The sequence below is a fragment of the Micromonospora sp. DT15 genome, assembly GCF_049841475.1.
GTDB lineage: Bacteria > Actinomycetota > Actinomycetes > Mycobacteriales > Micromonosporaceae > Micromonospora.
The window spans coordinates 257591-276249 of record NZ_JBNCKJ010000009.1; the positions used below are offsets into that span (position 1 = coordinate 257591).

Below are 18659 nucleotides of genomic sequence, written 5' to 3' on the forward strand. Positions count from 1 at the left end.
CCCCTCCCGGGCGGCGGGTAGACGGGCCGTGCCGACACCGAGAGGGGAGCACCATGACAACGGTCGGAGAGTTCATGACGACCCGGTTGGTGACGATGGACGGCAACGACACGCTCATCGCAGCCGCGCAGGAGATGCGTGACAGTGCGATTGGCGATGTGGTGGTTACCGACGGTGACAGTGTGGTCGGCATCGTCACGGACCGGGACATCACGGTCCGAGGTGTCGCGGAGAACATGGACCCGGGTACGACCCGGTTGAACCAGATCACCACTCGCGACGTGATCACGGTGAGTCAGTACGACGATGCCGTGGCCGCCGCGGACCTGATGCGGACGTACGCCGTACGCCGACTTCCGGTGATCGACGACGGGCGCCTGGTCGGCCTGGTGTCGATGGGTGACCTCGCTGTCGAGCGCGAACCACAGTCGGTCCTGGCCGACATCAGCGCCGACGATCCGAACAACTGACCCGTCCGCCGCGGTGCGCGCCGGCTCTCCCTTCCGGGAGGGCCGGCGCGTGGTGTCTCCACCCCCTGCTCACCCGGATCGGGCGAGGTTGAGCGGGGGAGCGGCGGGGACCCGTGCGGGGACGTGCAACGCCGGCCGTCCGTGCGACGCGAGCGCGGTGGGTGGGATCCCCGGTCCGGCAACTGGGAGGAGTGGACCCGATGGTGGACGCGACCACGAGGTTCTTCGAGGACCTGGACCGGCGGGGGTACGAACCTCTGCTGGCCAAGACCTCCGGGACGCTGCGGATCGACCTGCACGAGGGGGCGCAGACCCGGCACTGGCTGCTGAGGATCGATCACGGCCGGCTGAACGTCAGTCAGGAGGACCAGGAGGCCGACACGGTGATCGGCGCGAGCCCGGTCCTCTTCGACGACATCGCCTCGGGGCGCGAGCACGGGCTGGCGGCGCTGTTGCGGGGGGACATGACGGTGTCCGGTGACGCTCGCCTCGTCGTACAGGTGGAGCGGATCTTTCCGGGCTCCCCGGACGCCCGTGGGCCGCGTCGGCGATTCGCGGGGGAGGAGCACTGATGGGGCAGAGCAACACGATCCGGATCCTGGACGGCAACACGTTCGTCGTCTGCGAGGACACCGGTGACATCGAGGCGACGCCGAGCGAGCCCACCGGGCTCTTCTCCATCGACACCCGGTTCCTGTCGACCTGGGTGCTGACCATCAACGGTGAGCGACTCAACTCGCTCTCCTACGACGACCTTCAGTACTTCGAGTCGCGATTCTTCCTGGTCCCAGGGATGGCCACGCACTACGTGGACGCGAAGCTGTCGATCATCCGCGAGCGCGCGGTGGGCGGCAGCTTCTGTGAGCAGCTGACCATCCTCAACCACGACGAGAAGCCTGTCGACCTGGAAGTCCGAATGGACGCGGCGTCGGACTTCGCCGACCTGTTCCAGGTGAAGGACGAGATCCTCAACAAGAAGGGCGAGATCTACACCGAGGTGGAGTCGGACCGGCTGCGGCTGGGGTACCGGCGGGGGAACTTCCGGCGGGAGACGGTCATCTCGTCGTCGACGTCGGCCCGGTACGACAGCAAGGGCTTCTCGTACACCGTGCATCTGGAGCCCAACGAGCAGTGGGATGCCTCGATCGACGTCCAGACCTACGCGGTCGGACCCGGTGGCCGGGACCTGCGGTTCGGCCTGCGCAAACACGGCACCGAGCGGCTCGCCCTCCAACACGACCTGGAGAAGTGGATCGCCGACGCACCGAAGGTCAACAGCGAGCACGGGCGCGTGGCGAGCACGTACCGGCGCAGTCTGATCGACCTGGCGGCGCTGCGCTTCTCGCCGCTGTCGCTGGGCGGTGCCACCCTGCCGGCCGCCGGTCTGCCCTGGTTCATGACCATGTTCGGCCGGGACAGCATCCTCACCTGCCTGCAGACACTGCCGTTCACCCCGCAGCTGTCGAAGACGACGCTGCGCATCCTGGCGTCCCTGCAGGGCAGCCGGTTCGACGACTTCCGGGACGAGGACCCGGGGCGCATCCTGCACGAGATGCGCTACGGCGAGACCGCGGCCTTCGAGGAGCAGCCACACTCGCCGTACTACGGCTCGGTCGACGCGACGCCGCTGTTCATCGTGCTGCTCGACGAGTACGAAAAGTGGAGCGGGGACGTCGCGCTGGTCAAGGAGTTGGAGCAGGAGTCCCGGGCGGCGCTGAGGTGGATCGACAACTACGCCGACCTGGTTGGCACCGGCTACATCTGGTACGAGCGACGCAACACCGACACCGGCCTGGAGAACCAGTGCTGGAAGGACTCCTGGGATTCAATCTCCTACTCCGACGGCACGCTGCCGCCGTTCCCCCGGGCCACCTGCGAGGTGCAGGGGTACGCGTACGACGCGAAGGTCCGCGCGGCCCGGTTGGCGCGCGAGTTCTGGGGTGATCCGGAGTTCGCCGACCAGTTGGAGCGGGAGGCGGCGGAGCTGAAGGAGCGGTTCAACCGGGACTGGTGGGTGGACGACGGTGAGTACTTCGCCCTGGCCCTGGACCCGGACGGCCGGCAGTGCGACATCCTCAGCTCCAACATCGGCCACCTGCTGTGGAGCGGGATCGTCGAACCCGAGCGGGCGGAGAAGCTCGCCGCGCACCTGGTCGGGCCGCGGCTCTTCTCCGGCTGGGGGGTGCGCACCCTCGCCGAGGGGGAGGCCCGCTACAACCCCATCGGCTACCACAACGGCACGATCTGGCCGTTCGACAACTCGTTCATCGCCTGGGGTCTGCGCCGGTACGGCTTCGCCGAGGAGGCCGCGACCATCGCCAACGGCATCCTGGACGCGGCCACGTACTTCGACGGCCGGCTGCCGGAAGCGTTCGGCGGCTACCCGCGGGAGCTGACCAAGTTCCCGGTGGAGTACCCGACGGCGTGCAGCCCGCAGGCCTGGTCGACAGGTACCCCGCTGCTGCTGCTGCGCACCATGCTCGGTCTGGAGCCGCACGAGGGTCACCTGGCGGTCGAGCCACGGCTGCCGGTGGGGATGGGTCGCATCGAGGTGCTGGACATCCCCGGTCGTTGGGGCCGGGTGGACGCGTTCGCCCGGGGTCGACTGGATCTGGACAACCTCGCGGACTGATCGATTCGGCCGCCGAACCGGCGGTGGCGCCGCCGCTCGCGTCGCCGCCGCCGGGTCGCCACCCAGCCGATCCCCAGCCGGTCAGGGTAGATTCTGCGAATGCCGGAGCTCGTGTACCCGCCCGTTATCGCCACCGCCAAGACGCTGTTCCGGGTCCTCGACCTGAAGATCACCATCGAGGGCGCCCACCACGTACCCCGCACGGGCGGGGCGGTGCTGGCCAGCAACCACGTCAGCTACCTCGACTTCATCTTCGCGGGTCTGGGCGCGAACGCGTCGGGCCGCCTGGTGCGGTTCATGGCCAAGGATTCGGTCTTCACGCACAAGATCTCCGGCCCGCTGATGCGCGGTATGCGGCACATTCCGGTGGACCGGCAGGCCGGCGCTGCCTCGTTCCGCGCCGCCGTTGGCGCGCTCAAGAAGGGCGAGGTCGTCGGCGTCTTCCCCGAGGCGACGATCAGCCGGTCGTTCACCGTCAAGGAGCTCAAGAGCGGCACGGTCCGGATGGCCCGCTCGGCGAAGGTGCCGGTGTTGCCGGTCGCGCTGTGGGGCACCCAGCGCCTCTGGACCAAGGGCCGCCCGCGCACTCTGACCCGTCGGCACACGCCGATCACGATCCTGATCGGCGAGCCGATCAGCCCGGCGGACTTCCCGGACCCGAACGTGCTGGCCGCCGAGCTGACCACCCGCCTCAGCGCCCTCGTCGACCGGGCACAGCGGGATTATCCGGACACCCCGGCCGGCCCGGACGACACCTGGTGGCAGCCCGCGCACCTGGGCGGCAGCGCGCCCACGCCGGAGGAGGCCGCCGCTCTGGACGCCGCCGCCGAACACCCCGCTCCCAGCGCCTGACGCTGAAGGCGTGTGTCGACGTTCTCGGTGGGCCCGGGGCTTCGACGCACGCCCTAGCTGGCTGGATCGCTCCGCGCCAGGGCAGAACGGTGTCTGCCGACGCGGACGGTCGGTGTCACCGCTGCCCGGATGCTGCGCCGCCTGCGAGCCCGCCCCACGAGGTCGGATCCGGTCTTGAGCGGTAGTAGTCGTCCCGGGAGTGGAACTCCACCGGCAACGAGCCGGGCAGCGTGATCCGGGTGTCGCCGGCGAGCAGACCGGGGCCGGCCCGCAGCAGCAGCACGTCGCGCTCCTGGGCCGAGAGGTCGACCAGTTGTGGACGGTTGAGCCGGAACATGGCAACCGCCCGGCGGACCTGCCGGGCCAGCGCCACGACCTCGGCTGTCACTCCGCTGAAGGCCAACGCCGGCTGCTGAATGGTGCGCAGCGCGTCGCAGACGATCAGCAGCTGGGCTGGGACGTCCGGCGCGCTCGTCGGCAGCTCCAACCGGGACGGCCACTGCCAGCGGATCTGACCGCTCATCAGGCCGTTCAGTCGAGCCGGTGGCCGGGCCCGGTGCGTGCCGTCGGCGACCAGCGACAGGTGCGAGCCACTGCCCACCCAGCAGATCCGCTGGTCGGTCACGGTCACCGCGACCGGCTCGGGCAACTGCCAGCGGCGTCGCACCTCGCTCGGCCCGAGCAGGTAGCCCGCGACCAGCAGCCGGTGTCGCCCGAGCAACCGCTCGCCGGGCATGGGTCGCAGGTTGTAGCGGCGGTCCAGGGTCGGGCCCACGTCGTCGTCGGTGGCGTCGAACCGGTGAGGACCGATGAAGAAGGGGGACGCGTCGGCGTGCATCGTCACGACCTTCCGGTCAGCTGGCTGTGTAAGGAAGCCTTCCGGACCGGCGCGCCCCTGTCATGACGCCTGTTAGGGGGTCGGCCGGTCGTGCGCCGCCTGTGACCGGTAGATGCCGATCTCCTCCGGGCGGACGAGACCGTCCTCGATCGCACGGGCGAGTAGCGCCGCCTTTGTGGCGGCGGGTCGCCCCGCCCGGGTGTACTTGATCCGTGCCCGGTCGACGTACTGCTTCACCGTGTGCTCGCTGATCTGCATCCGCCGGGCCACCGACGCCTTGGACATCGACTGGAACCAGAGCAGCAGCGCCTCACGCTCCTTGTCGGACAACATCGGCCGGTCCGGCCGTGGGTCGCCGACCATCGCACCGGCCAGCGCCGGCGGCACGTACGGACGGTCGCTCGCCGCGGCCAGCACCGTCTCCACGCAGTGTTCCCGGCCCTCGTGCTTGGCCAGGAACGCCACCGCCCCGGCGTCCAACGCGGCGAGCATCGTCTGCGGGTCGGTGTGCTCCGAATAGACCACCACCCGCCGGCCGGCGGCGCTCAGTTCGGCCAACTTGTCCAACGCCATCCGCCCGTGCAGTCGCAGATCGAGCAGTATGACGTCGGCGTGCGGCGCCGCCCGCAGCACCGCGTCCGGGTCGTCTCCGGTGGCGAGCACCGTCAGGCGAGGCTCGGTGGCGAGCCAGGCGCGGACCCCCTCGACCACCACCGGATGGTCGTCGACGATCGCCACCCCGACCGGTCGATCGCCGGTCACCGCCGCCACCGGGTCTGCGCCCATCTGATGTTTCCGTCCCGTTCGTAGAGGTACTCCACCGGCCCGTCGTTGTGCTCCCCGGGGGGCGGGCCAGTCGACTCCGGCCCCTCCCGGTCCGGTGTGACCAGGCTGACCACCACCTCGTCCGAGCCGGAGACCACTGTCAGACGCGCCCATTCCCGGGCGTCGGCGAGGGTGCCGGTGAGCGGGTCGGCCAGCCGGCGGCGGACCTCCACCGGCAGCGGCGGCGGGGTGCCGATGGTGACCAGGTCGATCGGAAGGCCGTTGCGTTCCGCCAGGTCGGCGGCGGCTCGCAACTCGTGCAACAGCGGGTCGGGCACATCGTCGGACTCGGCGATCAGCCGGCGCAGTCGGGCGGCGGCCAGCATGCACCGGCGCTGCACCTCCGGGTCGTCCGGGTCGGCCTGGCCGGCGGCCAGGTCCCCGAGGACCCGCCCGGCCGCCGAGCTGACCAGGGCCAGCCGGTCCCGGCGTTCCCGAAGGCCACGCTCGGCGGCGTCCCGCTCCGCGGCCATCGCGTGACCGGCGGCCGACACGGCGGCCCGTTCCCGAGCCAGGCCGACGATGACGGTGCTGCCGACGAAGACCGCCACCGGCAGCGAGAACGTGCCGTAGACGTACATCACGTAGCGGGCCACGTCGGCCGGATCGGGGCCGTGCCCGAGCACCGCGACCAGGGCGATCAACGCGTGCGTGCTGAGGAGCGCGATCAGCCCCACGACGCGCCGGCCCCACACCGCCAGCACGAAGAACCAGCCGAGCGTGCCCCACACCCAGTTGGCGGCGGTGAACAACTGCCGCTCACCGGCCGCGGCGAAGACGGCCGCGTCGACGACGAGCAGCAGCCCGGCCAGCGGCCACGGCGGCAGCGGCGAGCCTTGCAGCAGCCGTACCCCGGCGACCGCGCCGGTCACGGCGACCAGTACCCAGGCGCCGAGCACCACCGCTGGCGCGGCGAACTCCGCACGGGCGGACAGCACCGCCGGCAGCGCGATCGCGACGTGCCAGGCCAACGCGATGGCGACGGCGGCGATCCGGGCACCCCGGTCGGACGCGTGCGCCACGGCGGCCGGGGCGGCGAGCGCCGCGGGGGACTCCGGTTCCCGAGGCGTCGGAACGCTGGTCCAGTTCGGTGTCTCGGGCGCGTCGGTGGGGTGCGCCGGGGCGTTCAGGTCAGCCGACACCGGGCCACTCCAGCCGAATCCGGGTGCCCACGCCGACGGCCGAGTGCACGTCGGCCCGGCCACCGACAGTCGCCATCCGGCCACAGATGGACTCGCGCAACCCGTACCGGTGCGGTGGGACGGTGGCCAGGTCGAAGCCGGGGCCGTCGTCGACGACCTCGACCACGACGCCGATGGCGTCGCGGGTCAGCCGCAGCGTGGCCCCGGCGCCCGGCGCGTGGCGGACCACGTTGGACAGCGCCGCGTAGGCGCTCTCGCTGATCGCGTCGGCCACGCCGACCGGGACGGCGCAGGACTCCAGGTCCAGCCGTACCGCAAGCTCGGGTAGCCGGTCGGCCACCAACCGCAACCGCCCGTCGAGCGGCACCGGGCCGTCACCGGCCACCGGGCCGACGTCGGTGAGCGCGACGAGGGTACGCAGGTCGGCCGCGCAGCGGTCCCGGAAGACTGTCGAAGGCCCGGCCACCGCGCCCAGCCCCACCATGGTCAGCGTCCCGAGCACCGTGTCGTGCAGGTCGCGGTTCTGCTGGCGTTCGGCCTCGCGGGCGGCGCGTGCGACCAACGCCTCCCGGGTCAGCCGCTGGTGTTCGACGAAGGCGCGGTCCGCCCGGCCGATGCGTCGGCGCATGACCGCCGCCATCATCGCCGTGCAGGCGGTCTGTGCCAGTAGCGTGGCCGCGTGCGCCCGGGCTTCGGTGGGGTTGCCGGCTGCCTGCGCCCCCGTCACGTAGGTGGCTATCACGAGTAGCCCGGCCGGGATCGACCAGCGTGCCGAGGTCGTGGCCTGTGTGTTGATCACCGTGGTGCTGGCCAGCACGGCGATCCAGCTGCCCTCGCCGGGCAGCACCTCGGGCGCCATCAGCACCGGGATGAGCAGGCAGGTCAGCGCGGTGACCGCCACGTCACCGCCGACGAGGCCGGGGCCGATGCCGTGGCGCAACGCGCGGTGTGCGTACCAGAGGGACCAGCCGGTCAGCACCCCCACGGCGGGCAGCAGCACCGCCTGCTGCACCGGCGGGGTCTGCACCGACACGGCGACCGCCGCGCCGAACAGCCCGCAGCTCAGCCGCAGCAGCGCTGGCAACGTGGTGAAGATGAGGCCCAGGGCCCCGCCGGCGGGATTGTCCAGCGTGGGCGGCGGCACGGTTGGGGTGGCAACGGCCGGCATCGGGAAGTGTCCTTCCGACAACGACCCGGTCCGGGTCCACGCGGCGTAGATCGACATCGGACAATAGCATGGCGGACCGTGGCGGGGTCTCCATTGTGTGCGGAGTGTCGCTAATGTGTCACTCTGTGCTGTGGGCGCTGCGGCGGGCGGGCGTGATCCACTCGCGTTCACGGAAGTCGGGGTGTCCGGAGCCGGCTGACCACCCGACATCATGAAAACCGAGTCGATCACCGGGTGCGATGGAGCGACCACCCGGCCGGAACCGGGGTCGCCCGTCGTCCGTCTCATCCCCGGATGGAAAGGTGGTGAGCCGGATGCGCTTCTCCCGTACCGCACTCGCGGTGGCACTGCTCGGCATGACGCTGGGCGGCTGCGGTGGCACGGAGATTGGGCCGGGTCGGGCCGACGAGCCCGCTCCGGCTCAGATCGTCGACGGGTGGACCTCCTGCGCCACGGAGGCGCCCAGGGCCGGTGAGATGACCATGGAGGCGTCGCCACTGGCCGTGGACGAGCCGACGATCGGTCGCATCGACCCCACGTTCACACCGGTCGCGGCCGTGGTCTGCGGGCGGGAGATTCGGCCGGGACCCAATGGTGGCCAGGAGCAGGTCGCCACCGAGCGACGCGCCGAGGAGATCGCACGGCTGCTCACCGCGCTGCGCCTTCCCGACGAACAGGCCAACGGGAAGGTGGCCTGCACCCTCGACATGGTCATTCCGCCGTGGCTCGCACTGGTGGACGAGCGGGGGCGTTGGCTCCGGCCCCACATCCCGACGGACTCCTGCGACAAGCCGCACCCCGAGGTGATCGCCGCTCTGGCCGGGCCGCAGTGGACCACTGTGGACACCCGCACCATCCGGCAGGTCGAATCCGCGGCGGCCGAGGCCGCCGGATGTGCCCAACAGTGGACGGACCTGGTGTGGGTGGAGACCCGCAATGGCCGCCCCGGGCCGCCTCCGCCGGCCCGCTCGACCGCCGGGCCGCTGCGCCTCTGCGTCTACGAGGTGCCCGCGTCGCTCCAGGAGGGCGAGAAACCGCCGGGTGATTTCGTGTACGGCGGCCCGCTGCCGGCCGAGCGTCAGGCGGGCGTGCTCCGAGGGCTGTCCAACCGCCGGGCGGTGGTCGACTGTGCCACCCCGGCGAGCCGCTTCGCGGTGCTGCGCCCGCTCGAAGGGGCGGGCCCCGACCGGTACGTGGAACTCGACGGTTGCCAACGGTTCCTGGTCGCGCCAGCGACGGGTGGTGCGCAACTTGGCCAGGGCGACGCCGCTCTGGCCGCCTTGCTGGGGCCCGTCTAGAAAGTCGGAGGTACGCGCTACCGTCCCGGTCATGGCAGCTCGGATTTCCCTCACCCTCGACTCCACGGACGCACAGGTGCTCGCCGCCTTCTGGAAGGAGGCCCTGGGTTACATCGACGAGCCACCACCGCCGCCCTTCGCCACCCGCGCGGAATGGCACGCGCAGTTCGACCTGCCAGAGGACGACCTTCCCGAGCACGGCGCGTGGCTGTGCGACCCCGATGGTGTCGGCCCCTACCTCTCCATCCTCAACGTGCCCGAGCCCAAGACGGCGAAGAACCGGCTCCACATCGACATCCGGGTGCCCGGCCACGGCAACTCCGACGAGCAGTGGGCGCGGATCCGGGCTGAGGCCGAGCGGCTGGTGCGGGCCGGCGGACGGGTCCTGGCGGAGTTCGACCAGCAACACGTGGTGATGGCCGACCCGGAGGGCAACGAATTTTGCGTGGCGGCGGCCTCAGCCTGAGCGCGGCGTCACCAGGTCTCCAGGCGGTCGAGGTCGCGGGCCGGCCGGTACCCGCCGAGGATCGCCAAGCCCTCCGCCTCGGTGTAGCCGTTTCCCCAACCCTTGCGGAACGCCTCGACGACGCAGGGCTTGACCACCATCTCCAGGACGTCACTGCCTTGCCGACGGGCCCGGTAGGGGCCGGCGACGAGATCCGCGGGCCGGGCGTCGCGGGCCGGGGCGGGTTGCGCCCGAACGGTCAGCCAACGGCCGGATGCGTCACCGACCACCAGAGCGCCCTCGACGAAAAAGTCCCGCGCTGACCGGCCGAGCGTGACCGAGCACTCCAGCAGCCGTCCGTCGGGCGGCAGCGACTCCAGGCGGAACGGCACGGCGCAGCGGTGGGCGCCGTCGAACCGGACCCGGCTCGCCGTACCCGTCGCGTCGTCAAGGGTGGTCGCGTAGCTGTCCAACTGGGCCCAGAGCCCGTCGGCGGGTTGCCAGCGGACGAACCACAGCTTCCGGTCGCCGGACGGATCGAACCAGGCGACCCCCGAGCGGTCGCCGACCCGTATCTCGGTCCGCCCCTGCGGTCGCCCCTGCGAGGACAGCGTCTGCTGGAGCCCGTCGAGCAACGCCTCGGTGCGCGCCAGCGCGAAACGCGCCTGATCGCTCGGACCCCGGAACTCGACGCTCTCGATGCCGCGCCCGGTGCGCCACGTGGCGAAGTCGGCACCGTTCACCAGCGTGTCGGTAGTGAAGTGCACTGTCGCGGGATCCGCGCCGACCTCCTCGGGGCGTACGGTCCCATCGCTCTGCGCCTTCGGCAGCATCAGTGCCGCGGCCGGCATGACCGGGTCATCGGTGCTCCGAACACCCGGGATCGCCAGCACCACCCAGGTGAGAGCGACACACGCCGCCGCCACGCCGCCGATGATCAGCCCCCGCCGCCGCAGCCGCAACCGCCGGCCCCGATGCCGGGCCTGTTGCACGATCGGCGTCGGGTCGATGTCGCCTCCCGCCCGATGCCTGAGCGTGGTAGCGAGCTGCTCGTCGAGGTCACTGAACATCAGAGGTCTCCCGCCCATGCGTGGGTTGCCGCACCCTGTCGTCGACGCAGCGACGCCAGGGCCCGCTTGGCGTGTGTGCGTACCGTCCCTGTCGAACAGGCGAGGATCTCCGCGATCGACGAGTCGTCCAGATCCTCGTAGTAGCGCAGCACGATCACGGTGCGCTGACGTGCCGGCAGATCACAGACCAACCGCCACAGCGCGTCGCGCTCGGCGACGCCGGCGGCCTCGTCCACCCCGTCGGCCCGATCGAGCACCGCGGCAACCGAGATCTCCCGGCTGCTGAGCCGACGCCACCACGAGTTGTGGGTGTTGACGAGCATGCGTCGCACGTACGCGTCCGGCTGGTCCGTCCGCGAGATGCGCCCCCACCGGGCGTACGCCCGGGCGAGGACCTCCTGAACCAGGTCCTCGGCCCGGTGCTCGTCACCGGTCAGCAGCCGGGCGAGCCGCACCAGCGCTGAAGTGCGAGCGAACGCGTACTCCTCGAACGTCACGCCCTATTAACGCCGTAGGCCGGCCAACCCGTAGACACTCGCCGGGCACTTTCTACCGAGCAGGGCCGCCGTGACGCGCCTACCTGTCGCTGACGTAGGTGCCCCCCTGCGGCACGTCATCACTGGTTTGCGCTCTAGAGCTGTTGGACGATCTGGACCGGGTTGCCGTCCGGGTCGGCCGTCCAGGCGATCAGCAGGCGGTCGAGCCACCGGTGTGGTGCGGCAAGTGCTGGTGCGCCGTTCGCCGTGAGTTCGGCGTACGCGGCGGCGGTGTCGTCGGTCCAGAGGATCACCGCGGCGCGCTGGCCCTGGGGTACGGGGTCGAGCCCGTGATCGTCGCGGGTGGAGGCCACCGAGGCGACGCCGATCTTGTAGCCGTCGAGGACGAGATCGATGTGGATCGGCTCGCCTCGGCCGGCACCCGGAAGGTCTCAGTGAAGCCGAGACCGGCGTAGAACTCGGCGGCGCGGGAGACGTCTTCGCTGAAGAGGATCACCTGAGGAGTGCGGAACATCGACACGGCCCGACGCTACCAACGCAGCGCTGGTGCTGAGCGCCAGGAGACAGCTGCGCGCGGGCGGGGCTATCTCCGTCCTCGGAGAAAATCTATGAGCGAAGCGCTAGACATTCGTGCCGTCGCCGACTAACGTTCCTGGGGTCGAGAGAGCAAACAAAGACGCTGACGTTGCCGCCCCGCACGAGGGCGAAGGAGTGGGGCCCAGGAAGCTTGTAGGGCCTGCTCAGTTAGGCGACGGGCACTCGCCGTCGCTGGGTAGTAGGTAGTACGTGGAAGGCGTGTGACAGCGGGTGGGGCCGACGCTTGTTCAGGGCTTCACCCGAGGTTGAGAAGGGTTCGTCGCACGTGTCAGGGCCATGAAGTCGCGTGGGGCTCGGACACCGACGGGCAGCACGGAGTACGACAGAGGAAATCAGAGGCAAGGGAGGGCATTACACCGTTGGATCGCCCGCTGCCAGTCGCTTTCGTGGGCTGGGCGCGGACACCGCAGTTTCCATCGAACGAGAGGTGGTCTCCGGTCACGCTTATGCGATCCTCGCACCCGAAGTCGTCCCTGACGGCTGGTGCGGACAAGACAAGCCGACGTTCTGTCGGTAGATGGTGTTCCTGACCCACAACCCTTGGGCCCCGGTGCTTCCGAGCACCGGGGCCCTCGTGATGGAGGTTCCATGGCTCAACCCGACGACATGTTCGACGATGAGGACTACCCCGCCTACACGATGGGCCGCGCCGCCGAGATCCTCGGCTGCTCGCAGGACTTCCTACGCCGACTCGGCGATGCGAAACTGATCGACCCGCAGCGCTCCAGTGGCGGGCACCGCCGCTACTCCCGCTACCAACTGCGCCTTGCCGCGAGAGCCCGGGAGATGTGCGACCAGGGCACCGACATGGCCTCGGCCTGCCGAATCATCATTCTTGAGGACCAACTCGAAGAGGCCCTTCGGCGCAATGAGCGCCACCAGCAGGGCTGAGCACACCCTTTGTGCGGCGCAGACGCGCCCGGCCCGACGAAGCATCGAGCCGGGCGCATCAGGCTGAGCTATGCCACGAAGCGGGAACGGCGTCGGCGCCCCATCAGGTAGCCCGCGCCGCCGAGGAGCAGGAGCACACTGCCAATGCCGGCCACGGTCGCGGTGCCGGCACCGGTAACGGGCAGCCCACCGCCCTCGCCACCCTCGCCGCCGGGGGCACCCGGGCTGGCAGAGGCAGTAGGAGTCGGTGCAGCGGTCGTCGAGGCGCTGGGCGTAGCGCTCGGCGTGGGCTGAGACGTCGGCGTCGGGGTGGGCTGAGACGTGCAGTCGAGCTCACGGGCGGCGTACAGGCCGTCGTTCAGGTAAGCCAGATAGGAATCGACGGCCGCCTCGCGGAGCACCGTCTGTGCGGCCGCCTCCACGTTGGGGCCAGCATCCGTCAGCGTGCGAACCACAGTGATCCGCAGAGCCGTTGACCAGGCTGCCTGCACATTCGTCTTGAGGAACGCGCGGAGCTCTTCCTCAGTGCCCTTCAGTGCCTCCTGAATGGCACCCGGCAGAATGGGCAACGAGTCGGCGTTCGCCGCGGACAGGATCTGGGCGGCCAACACCCGTACCTCCTGCTCGGGGGCGGTGTCCAGGTCGATGGTGAAAAGCTCGCGGATGTCCTTGTACGCCTTGCGCTCGACCGCCTGACAGGCCTCGTTCAGCCCGGGCGATTCAATGTGAGCCACCGCCGGTGCCGCCGGAATCAAAAAGGCCAGCGCCAATAGGGCGCCGGCCGGGAACTTCCATCGCATGTGGTCTTCCTCCCCGTTGCAAGCAAAAACACGGAGATACTACCGTCAGTGCGCGAAAGGGCAAGATGGATAGACGTCCCAGGCTGCGTCACGGCCGCCTTCAGATCGTTGCGCCCAAGACGACGTTCCCGCTCGTCCGGTGCCTCGCCCCGAACCGTGCTGAAAGGCCGCCGCGGTGATCGTCTCGACCGGGCACGGCAAGCCGCTGACCTGCGGTGGTGAAGTGCGCCCGGCAGGATTCGAACCTGCGGCCTTGGGATTAGAAGTCCCCTGCTCTATCCGCTGAGCTACGGGCGCGTGTGGCGTGGATGTCGCGCCCAGAGGGTACCGCCGTCCCACTGCCCGACGGCGAAAAGGGTGCCCGCGTCCACGTTGCCGAGCAGAGTCTCACGTCCGCCCCGTAGCGGGCATCCGGGTTACCTCGGGGCGGCCCGGCCGCGGACCGTACCGTTGGCTGGTGCTGCTGGATTCCGACGCCGAGAGCGACGTCGCCTACGAGCTGTGCCAGGTAGTCGGTCGCGCCATCCTGCCGTACCGGTCATCGGGCGACGTCGGTACCGCGTTCTTCTTCCAGGGCGGCGATGACCCGGTGGGAGAGTCGCTGCTGACGGCGGCCGACCTGGTGGGCGGTTCGGGCGGTGAGTTGACCCTGCGGGCCAGCGTCACCGAGCCGGCGGGGGTGGCCCCGGCCGTCATTTCCGAGGCTGAGATCGTGCCCGGCTGGGCCCGCTTCGCTGGCGACGGGGTCGCCGTGTTGCCGACCGCTGGCCTGCACCGGTATGCCGGCGACGGAGGCTGGCGGTGGCGCGTGCAGCCGGTGCCGGCGGGGATCGCCGCCGGGCCCGAGGTGGTCGCCCGCCTCGGCGCCGACACCAGTTCCGCTTTCGTGCTGGCCCATGGGGTACGCGAAGACGGGTCGCGGCCGCTGGAGGTCGCGATCGAGCGGGTGGTCCGCGACGGGGACGCCGTGCTGATCACCACCGAGCTGCCGCCGGGGTACGTCGGCGCGCCGGTCTTCATCGTGCAGGCCGAAGCCACCGGTGAGGTTTCCCCGTACTGCCTGGGCCTGGTCCTGCCCGGTGTCGGCGCGCACCCGGTGGCGACCTTCGACCGGATCAGTGCCGTCCTTCCGGCGACGCCCGGCGACGTCTGAACCGCGCCCGGCCTGGTCAGCCGCCGGCCGTCGTCGCCTTCGCCGGGTCGGCCGGCTGTACGTCGGCCGGGGCGGTGGGGCCGGCGGCGAGGAACGCCTCGGCCCAGCGGCCCACCTCGTCGAAGACCTTCGTCCGCACGGCCGGGCCGGAGAGCGTGAGGTCGTGCAACCCGCCGTCGAAGCGCGCCAGTGTGACGTGGCGACCGAGGCGGGGCGCGTAGCGGACCATGTGCTCGACGTCCAGTACGGCGTCGGCCAGGGTCGCGTTGTCGTGCCACTTGGTGCCCCGGAATGACCGGGTCGAGCAGGCGAGCAGCACCGGCACCTGGATGTTCAGCCCGGCGCGCAGCCGGCGCTGCCCGGTGCGAATCGCGTTCAGCCAGCCGGCCCGGACCGGGAACCCGGCCAGCGGCTTCCACGCCAGGTCGTAGGTCCACTCGCCGCGGTGGTCAGAGTGGATGCTCTCGCCGTACACAGTGCCCAGCCCGAACGGCAGGATGCGGTGCGGCGCCCTGCGGCCCAGCCGGGACACGGCGGCCGCGAGGGGTCGACGGACCGCCCAGGGGGCGTTCAGGTCGAAGAAGGGGCTGTTGAGCACCAGGCCGTCGATGGTGCCGGTGTCGCGGCGGGCGTCCGCCCAGAGCGAGATGATCAGGCCACCGGTGGAGTGGCCCATCGCCAGCAGGGTGTCGTGCCCGTCGTCCTCGCGGATGATCTCGGCGGCGGCGTCCAGCTCCGGGAAGTAGTCGCTGATGTCGCGGCAGAAGTTCGGGGTCTGGGCCGGGAGCAGACTCCGGCCGTATTTACGCAGGTCGAGCGCGTAGAAATCCCAGCCTCGCTCGGCGAAGAAGTCAGCCAGGTGAGTCTGGAAGAAGTAGTCGACGAAGCCGTGCACGTAGAGCACAGCCCGCCCGGTGGGGCGCTCGGCCGGCCGCCGGACCAGCGTCGCGACGACGGGGCCTTCGTCGTCGGTGCCCAGGTCGATCGTCTGCCGCTCGTACGGCGGCCCCAACACGTCCGGTTCCACGAACGCGACGCTACGCCGCCAACCTACCCAGCGGTAGCCCACGCCCGCCCGATGCTCGCCCCCGCGATCTTGCGCTTTGTGTCCCGGCGTTAGGGGCGATTGCCGCCATTCGGCGTTCGAAAGTGCAAGATCGCGGGGGTGTGGCGTGGGTCAGACGGTTTCCGCGTCGGCGCGGAGGGCCGGGTCGACGGGCTCGTCGGCGTCGATCTGCGGCTGCGGGACGTCGCGCAGGTGCTTGTTGTGCCGGGGCTCCTGGCGGGTCTTGGCGTCGTTGAGCTTGCGGCGCAGGTCGTCCCGGACGTCATTGAGGGCGGCGTGCAGGTCCTCCTCGGTGGAGGTGGTGACGATCTTCTGTCGGCCGGCGATCCAGCACTCCAGGGTGACCTTCTGACCGCGCGCCTCCCGGTCCTTCACCGACACCTCCAGCTCGGTGGCGTCGGCGTGGAAGCTGGCGAGCCGGGCGTCGAGGGTGCCGAACTGCTCGGCGATCCAGTTGCGGTCGCCCTGCGAGAACCCGGCGCCCACCCGCAGGCACTCAGCCACGGTGGCCGGGTTCGCCACGGCGCTCATCGCTGCGCCTCGGAAGCGTTCGCGGAGCCGATGGTAGTGATCATCATGGCGCTGACCTCTCGTCGACGTGGAGCTGTCGGTGGTGCGTTGATCAAGTCCTTACCCAGTTCGGGCGGCCTGGGAAACCGTGGACGGCGGGTCGGGTGGGTCGGGCGTACCACAGCAGGGCTTGATCAGGGCGTTGTCCACAGGTGGGTTCGTCATCCACAGGTCGGGGACGGGCGCTCACAAAGGGCGCCCTCAGTGTCGATGCTCGTGTCGAGTCGACTCGCGCTGGCAGGCCCCGATCCCCCTGGAGGGACGATGTTCGACACTTACGTGACAATCGTCGGCAATGTGCTGACTACGCCCGAGTGGCGGCGTACGACCCAGAGCAACACCCTGGTGGCCAACTTCAAGGTCGCCTCCACCGCCCGCCGACTCGACCGGGACAGCGGCCGGTGGGTTGACGGCAATTCGCTCCGCGTCCGCGTCAACTGCTGGCGCAAGCTCGCCGAGGGGGTGGCGGCCTCCGTCATGGTCGGCGATCCGGTGGTGGTCTGCGGGCGGCTCTACACCCGCGACTGGACCGACGACGGCGGTAACCACCGCACGCTCTACGAGTTGGAGGCGGTGGCCGTCGGCCATGACCTGTCCCGGGGGCGCGCCCGTTTCCTGCGCAACCGGCCGAGCATGGCGACCAGCACGGTGGAGGACGCGGAGGCCGAGAGCCGGGTGCACGGCGAGCCCACCGAGCCGGTGCCGGCCGGGCAGGCGCCAGTGCTGCCCGACGACGGTCCGCTGGACGACGACTTCGAGCTGCCCGACTACGCGGAGCTGCGAACCAGCCCGTTCGGCAACGTCCCGGCCGACGACGACAGCCCTCCGAGCGGCGGCGTCCTCGGTGAGGGCGGAGCGCTTGCGGGCGGCGGACAGGGCGGGCCGGCCGACGCTGCGCCGGCTCTCGACGACGAGTTGGCCCCGTCGCCCGAGGCGGACGACGACAACGCCGACGGTGACCTGGACATCGAGTTGGGTTCGGTGCCCGACGAGGGGCAGCCGGAGCCGGCGCAGCCCGGCCGAGGGCGGCGTGGTCGGGGCCGGATTCCGCAACCAGCCTGACCGATCGGCTCGGCCGTCGCGGTTGAGCGGCACGACGGGGGCGGGGTGGCGGCGCGACCAGCGTCGTCACCCCGCGTGACAGGACGTCGGCGGGTTTGCCGGCCTGCCACTCCACGAGTTCTCGTTGCCGGTGCGGCACCGTGGGTTGGGCTGGTTCACGGGATGCTCGTCTAGGCTGGCCGGCCGGAGGTGGTGCGGGTGCGACGGACAGCGCCGATGGCGAACGCGGTGGGGCTGCTGGCCGGGTACGCGCTGGACAGGGTGCTCGGTGACCCCCGCCGGTGGCACCCGGTGGCTGGCTTCGGGCAGGCAGCCGGCGCGTTGGAGCGCCACCTCTACCGCCCGGACCGAACGGCGGGTACGGCATTCACCGCGCTGGCCGTGGGCGGGCCGGTGTTGCTCGGGGCGGTCGCCGCGGCGGCTACCCGCCACCGGCCGGTGACCCGGGCGGTGCTGGTGGCGGCCGGCACCTGGACCGTGCTGGGCGGCCGCACGCTACGGCACGAGGCGACCGTCATGGGTCGTACGCTGCGTGACGGTGACCTGCCCGCTGCCCGGCGACGTCTCGGTCACCTCTGCGGGCGGGACCCGTCGACGCTGGGCGAGTCGGAGTTGGCCCGTGCCACAGTCGAGTCGGTAGCGGAGAACACCTCCGACGCGGTGGTCGCACCGCTGCTCTGGGGTGCGGTCGCTGGTCTTCCCGGGCTGCTGGGCTATCGCGCCGCGAACACCCTCGACGCGATGGTCGGGCACCGGTCGACGCGCTACGCGCGGTTCGGCACGCCGGCCGCTCGGCTGGACGACGCGCTCAACCTCCTGCCGTCCCGGCTGACCGGGCTGCTCACCATCGCCGTCGCGCCGGTCGCGCACGGCGACCGGCAGCGCGCCTGGCAGGTGTGGCGGCGGGACCGCAACGACCACCCGAGCCCCAACGCCGGTCAGTGCGAGGCGGCGATGGCGGGCGCGCTCGGGGTCCGCCTCGGTGGTCGCAACGTCTACTTCGGGCGCTCCGAGGTGCGGCCGTTCCTCGGCGACGGTCCCCGCCCCGAGGCGCGGCACCTGAAGCGTGCCGCCCGGATCTCCGGCGCGGTGGGGCTGGCCGCCGTCGGGTTGGCCGCCGCGTACCCGGTGACGCTCGGCCGGCTGGTCGGTGCGCTGAGCAGGCGTGCACTGACCGGTGCGGGCCGGCGAGGGTCGGCGGTTATGGCCGGTGAACGCGGGTTGAGTGGCGTGGCCGGGACCCTGCGGTCGGGCGGTGCCGGTGAGCACGGGCTGCGGGCCGT

The 18659-nt window shown here is 71.0% G+C and carries 19 protein-coding genes, 1 tRNA gene and 1 pseudogene; 10 read left to right on the plus strand and 11 right to left on the minus strand.

Annotated elements, in window-relative coordinates; genetic code table 11:
* The first annotated feature begins 53 nt into the window (after nucleotides 1-53).
* From ACLQ3F_RS21335 to ACLQ3F_RS21350, 4 genes are all read left to right on the plus strand, one after another.
* Nucleotides 54-470, plus strand: a complete 417-nt coding sequence (locus tag ACLQ3F_RS21335; protein ID WP_425850976.1) for a CBS domain-containing protein — start codon at nucleotides 54-56, stop codon at nucleotides 468-470.
* 200 nt (nucleotides 471-670) lie between these two features.
* Nucleotides 671-1042 carry an SCP2 sterol-binding domain-containing protein gene (locus ACLQ3F_RS21340; RefSeq protein WP_355008943.1) on the plus strand — a complete coding sequence of 124 codons (372 nt, stop codon included), beginning with the start codon at nucleotides 671-673 and terminating at the stop codon, nucleotides 1040-1042.
* Nucleotides 1042-3102: a glycogen debranching N-terminal domain-containing protein gene (locus ACLQ3F_RS21345; RefSeq protein WP_425850978.1), complete on the plus strand. Its 2061-nt coding sequence runs from the start codon at nucleotides 1042-1044 to the stop codon at nucleotides 3100-3102. The genes ACLQ3F_RS21340 and ACLQ3F_RS21345 overlap by 1 nt, the downstream gene beginning before the upstream one ends.
* A 99-nt stretch (nucleotides 3103-3201) precedes the next feature.
* Entirely contained in the window at nucleotides 3202-3954 is a 753-nt protein-coding gene (locus tag ACLQ3F_RS21350; RefSeq protein ID WP_357257948.1) for a lysophospholipid acyltransferase family protein, read from the plus strand.
* A 115-nt stretch (nucleotides 3955-4069) separates the two neighbouring features.
* Here ACLQ3F_RS21350 and ACLQ3F_RS21355 read toward each other — a convergent pair whose 3' ends face one another.
* From ACLQ3F_RS21355 to ACLQ3F_RS21370, 4 genes are all read right to left on the minus strand, one after another.
* Nucleotides 4070-4792: a hypothetical protein gene (locus ACLQ3F_RS21355; RefSeq protein WP_425850980.1), complete on the minus strand. Its 723-nt coding sequence runs from the start codon at nucleotides 4790-4792 to the stop codon at nucleotides 4070-4072.
* 72 nt (nucleotides 4793-4864) lie between these two features.
* Nucleotides 4865-5578 (minus strand): response regulator transcription factor, encoded by a 714-nt coding sequence (locus ACLQ3F_RS21360; RefSeq protein WP_357202965.1) that lies wholly within the window; start codon nucleotides 5576-5578, stop codon nucleotides 4865-4867.
* Nucleotides 5551-6759 carry a hypothetical protein gene (locus ACLQ3F_RS21365; RefSeq protein ID WP_425850982.1) on the minus strand — a complete coding sequence of 403 codons (1209 nt, stop codon included), beginning with the start codon at nucleotides 6757-6759 and terminating at the stop codon, nucleotides 5551-5553. Before ACLQ3F_RS21365 ends, ACLQ3F_RS21360 begins: the two co-directional genes overlap by 28 nt.
* A complete protein-coding gene (locus tag ACLQ3F_RS21370; RefSeq protein ID WP_425851057.1) occupies nucleotides 6749-7927 on the minus strand; it encodes a sensor histidine kinase in 1179 nt (392 codons plus the stop codon). The genes ACLQ3F_RS21365 and ACLQ3F_RS21370 overlap by 11 nt, the downstream gene beginning before the upstream one ends.
* 314 nt (nucleotides 7928-8241) lie before the next feature.
* Here ACLQ3F_RS21370 and ACLQ3F_RS21375 point away from each other — a divergent pair, with 314 nt between their 5' ends.
* Entirely contained in the window at nucleotides 8242-9225 is a 984-nt protein-coding gene (locus tag ACLQ3F_RS21375) for a hypothetical protein (RefSeq protein ID WP_425850984.1), read from the plus strand.
* 31 nt (nucleotides 9226-9256) lie between these two features.
* Nucleotides 9257-9691 carry a VOC family protein gene (locus ACLQ3F_RS21380; protein WP_425850985.1) on the plus strand — a complete coding sequence of 145 codons (435 nt, stop codon included), beginning with the start codon at nucleotides 9257-9259 and terminating at the stop codon, nucleotides 9689-9691.
* 8 nt (nucleotides 9692-9699) lie between these two features.
* On the opposite strand, the gene ACLQ3F_RS21385 is transcribed toward ACLQ3F_RS21380, so the two are convergent.
* From ACLQ3F_RS21385 to ACLQ3F_RS21395, 3 genes are all read right to left on the minus strand, one after another.
* On the minus strand, nucleotides 9700-10740 hold the full coding sequence (locus ACLQ3F_RS21385; RefSeq protein WP_425850986.1) for a hypothetical protein: 1041 nt from the start codon (nucleotides 10738-10740) through the stop codon (nucleotides 9700-9702).
* Nucleotides 10740-11237 (minus strand): SigE family RNA polymerase sigma factor, encoded by a 498-nt coding sequence (locus tag ACLQ3F_RS21390; protein WP_425850988.1) that lies wholly within the window; start codon nucleotides 11235-11237, stop codon nucleotides 10740-10742. Before ACLQ3F_RS21390 ends, ACLQ3F_RS21385 begins: the two co-directional genes overlap by 1 nt.
* A 134-nt stretch (nucleotides 11238-11371) precedes the next feature.
* Complete coding sequence (locus tag ACLQ3F_RS21395; protein ID WP_425850989.1) at nucleotides 11372-11590, minus strand: VOC family protein; 219 nt, start codon at nucleotides 11588-11590, stop codon at nucleotides 11372-11374.
* 832 nt (nucleotides 11591-12422) lie between these two features.
* On the opposite strand from ACLQ3F_RS21395, the gene ACLQ3F_RS21400 reads away from it, so the two are divergent.
* The gene (locus ACLQ3F_RS21400; RefSeq protein ID WP_357202949.1) at nucleotides 12423-12725 is read left to right on the plus strand and encodes a MerR family transcriptional regulator; all 303 of its coding nucleotides are present in this window, start codon (nucleotides 12423-12425) and stop codon (nucleotides 12723-12725) included.
* 68 nt (nucleotides 12726-12793) lie between these two features.
* On the opposite strand, the gene ACLQ3F_RS21405 is transcribed toward ACLQ3F_RS21400, so the two are convergent.
* Both ACLQ3F_RS21405 and ACLQ3F_RS21410 read right to left on the minus strand, forming a co-directional pair.
* Nucleotides 12794-13525, minus strand: a complete 732-nt coding sequence (locus ACLQ3F_RS21405; RefSeq protein WP_425850990.1) for an LPXTG cell wall anchor domain-containing protein — start codon at nucleotides 13523-13525, stop codon at nucleotides 12794-12796.
* A gap of 224 nt (nucleotides 13526-13749) precedes the next feature.
* Nucleotides 13750-13822 (minus strand) — tRNA-Arg (locus tag ACLQ3F_RS21410).
* A gap of 160 nt (nucleotides 13823-13982) precedes the next feature.
* Here ACLQ3F_RS21410 and ACLQ3F_RS21415 point away from each other — a divergent pair.
* Entirely contained in the window at nucleotides 13983-14678 is a 696-nt protein-coding gene (locus tag ACLQ3F_RS21415; protein WP_425850991.1) for a hypothetical protein, read from the plus strand.
* A 16-nt stretch (nucleotides 14679-14694) separates the two neighbouring features.
* Here the strand turns inward: ACLQ3F_RS21415 and ACLQ3F_RS21420 are convergent, their stop codons facing one another.
* Together ACLQ3F_RS21420 and ACLQ3F_RS21425 are read right to left on the minus strand one after the other, a co-directional pair.
* Nucleotides 14695-15705 (minus strand): alpha/beta hydrolase, encoded by a 1011-nt coding sequence (locus ACLQ3F_RS21420; RefSeq protein ID WP_425850992.1) that lies wholly within the window; start codon nucleotides 15703-15705, stop codon nucleotides 14695-14697.
* A 150-nt stretch (nucleotides 15706-15855) separates the two neighbouring features.
* Nucleotides 15856-16275: an HPF/RaiA family ribosome-associated protein gene (locus ACLQ3F_RS21425; RefSeq protein WP_357202941.1), complete on the minus strand. Its 420-nt coding sequence runs from the start codon at nucleotides 16273-16275 to the stop codon at nucleotides 15856-15858.
* Nucleotides 16276-16578: 303 nt separating this feature from the next.
* On the opposite strand from ACLQ3F_RS21425, the gene ACLQ3F_RS21430 reads away from it, so the two are divergent.
* On the plus strand, nucleotides 16579-17376 hold the full coding sequence (locus ACLQ3F_RS21430) for a single-stranded DNA-binding protein (protein ID WP_425850993.1): 798 nt from the start codon (nucleotides 16579-16581) through the stop codon (nucleotides 17374-17376).
* A 216-nt stretch (nucleotides 17377-17592) separates the two neighbouring features.
* Nucleotides 17593-18564 (plus strand): annotated as a pseudogene (locus tag ACLQ3F_RS21435) (cobalamin biosynthesis protein); the annotation flags it as partial.
* Nucleotides 18565-18659: the final 95 nt, after the last annotated feature.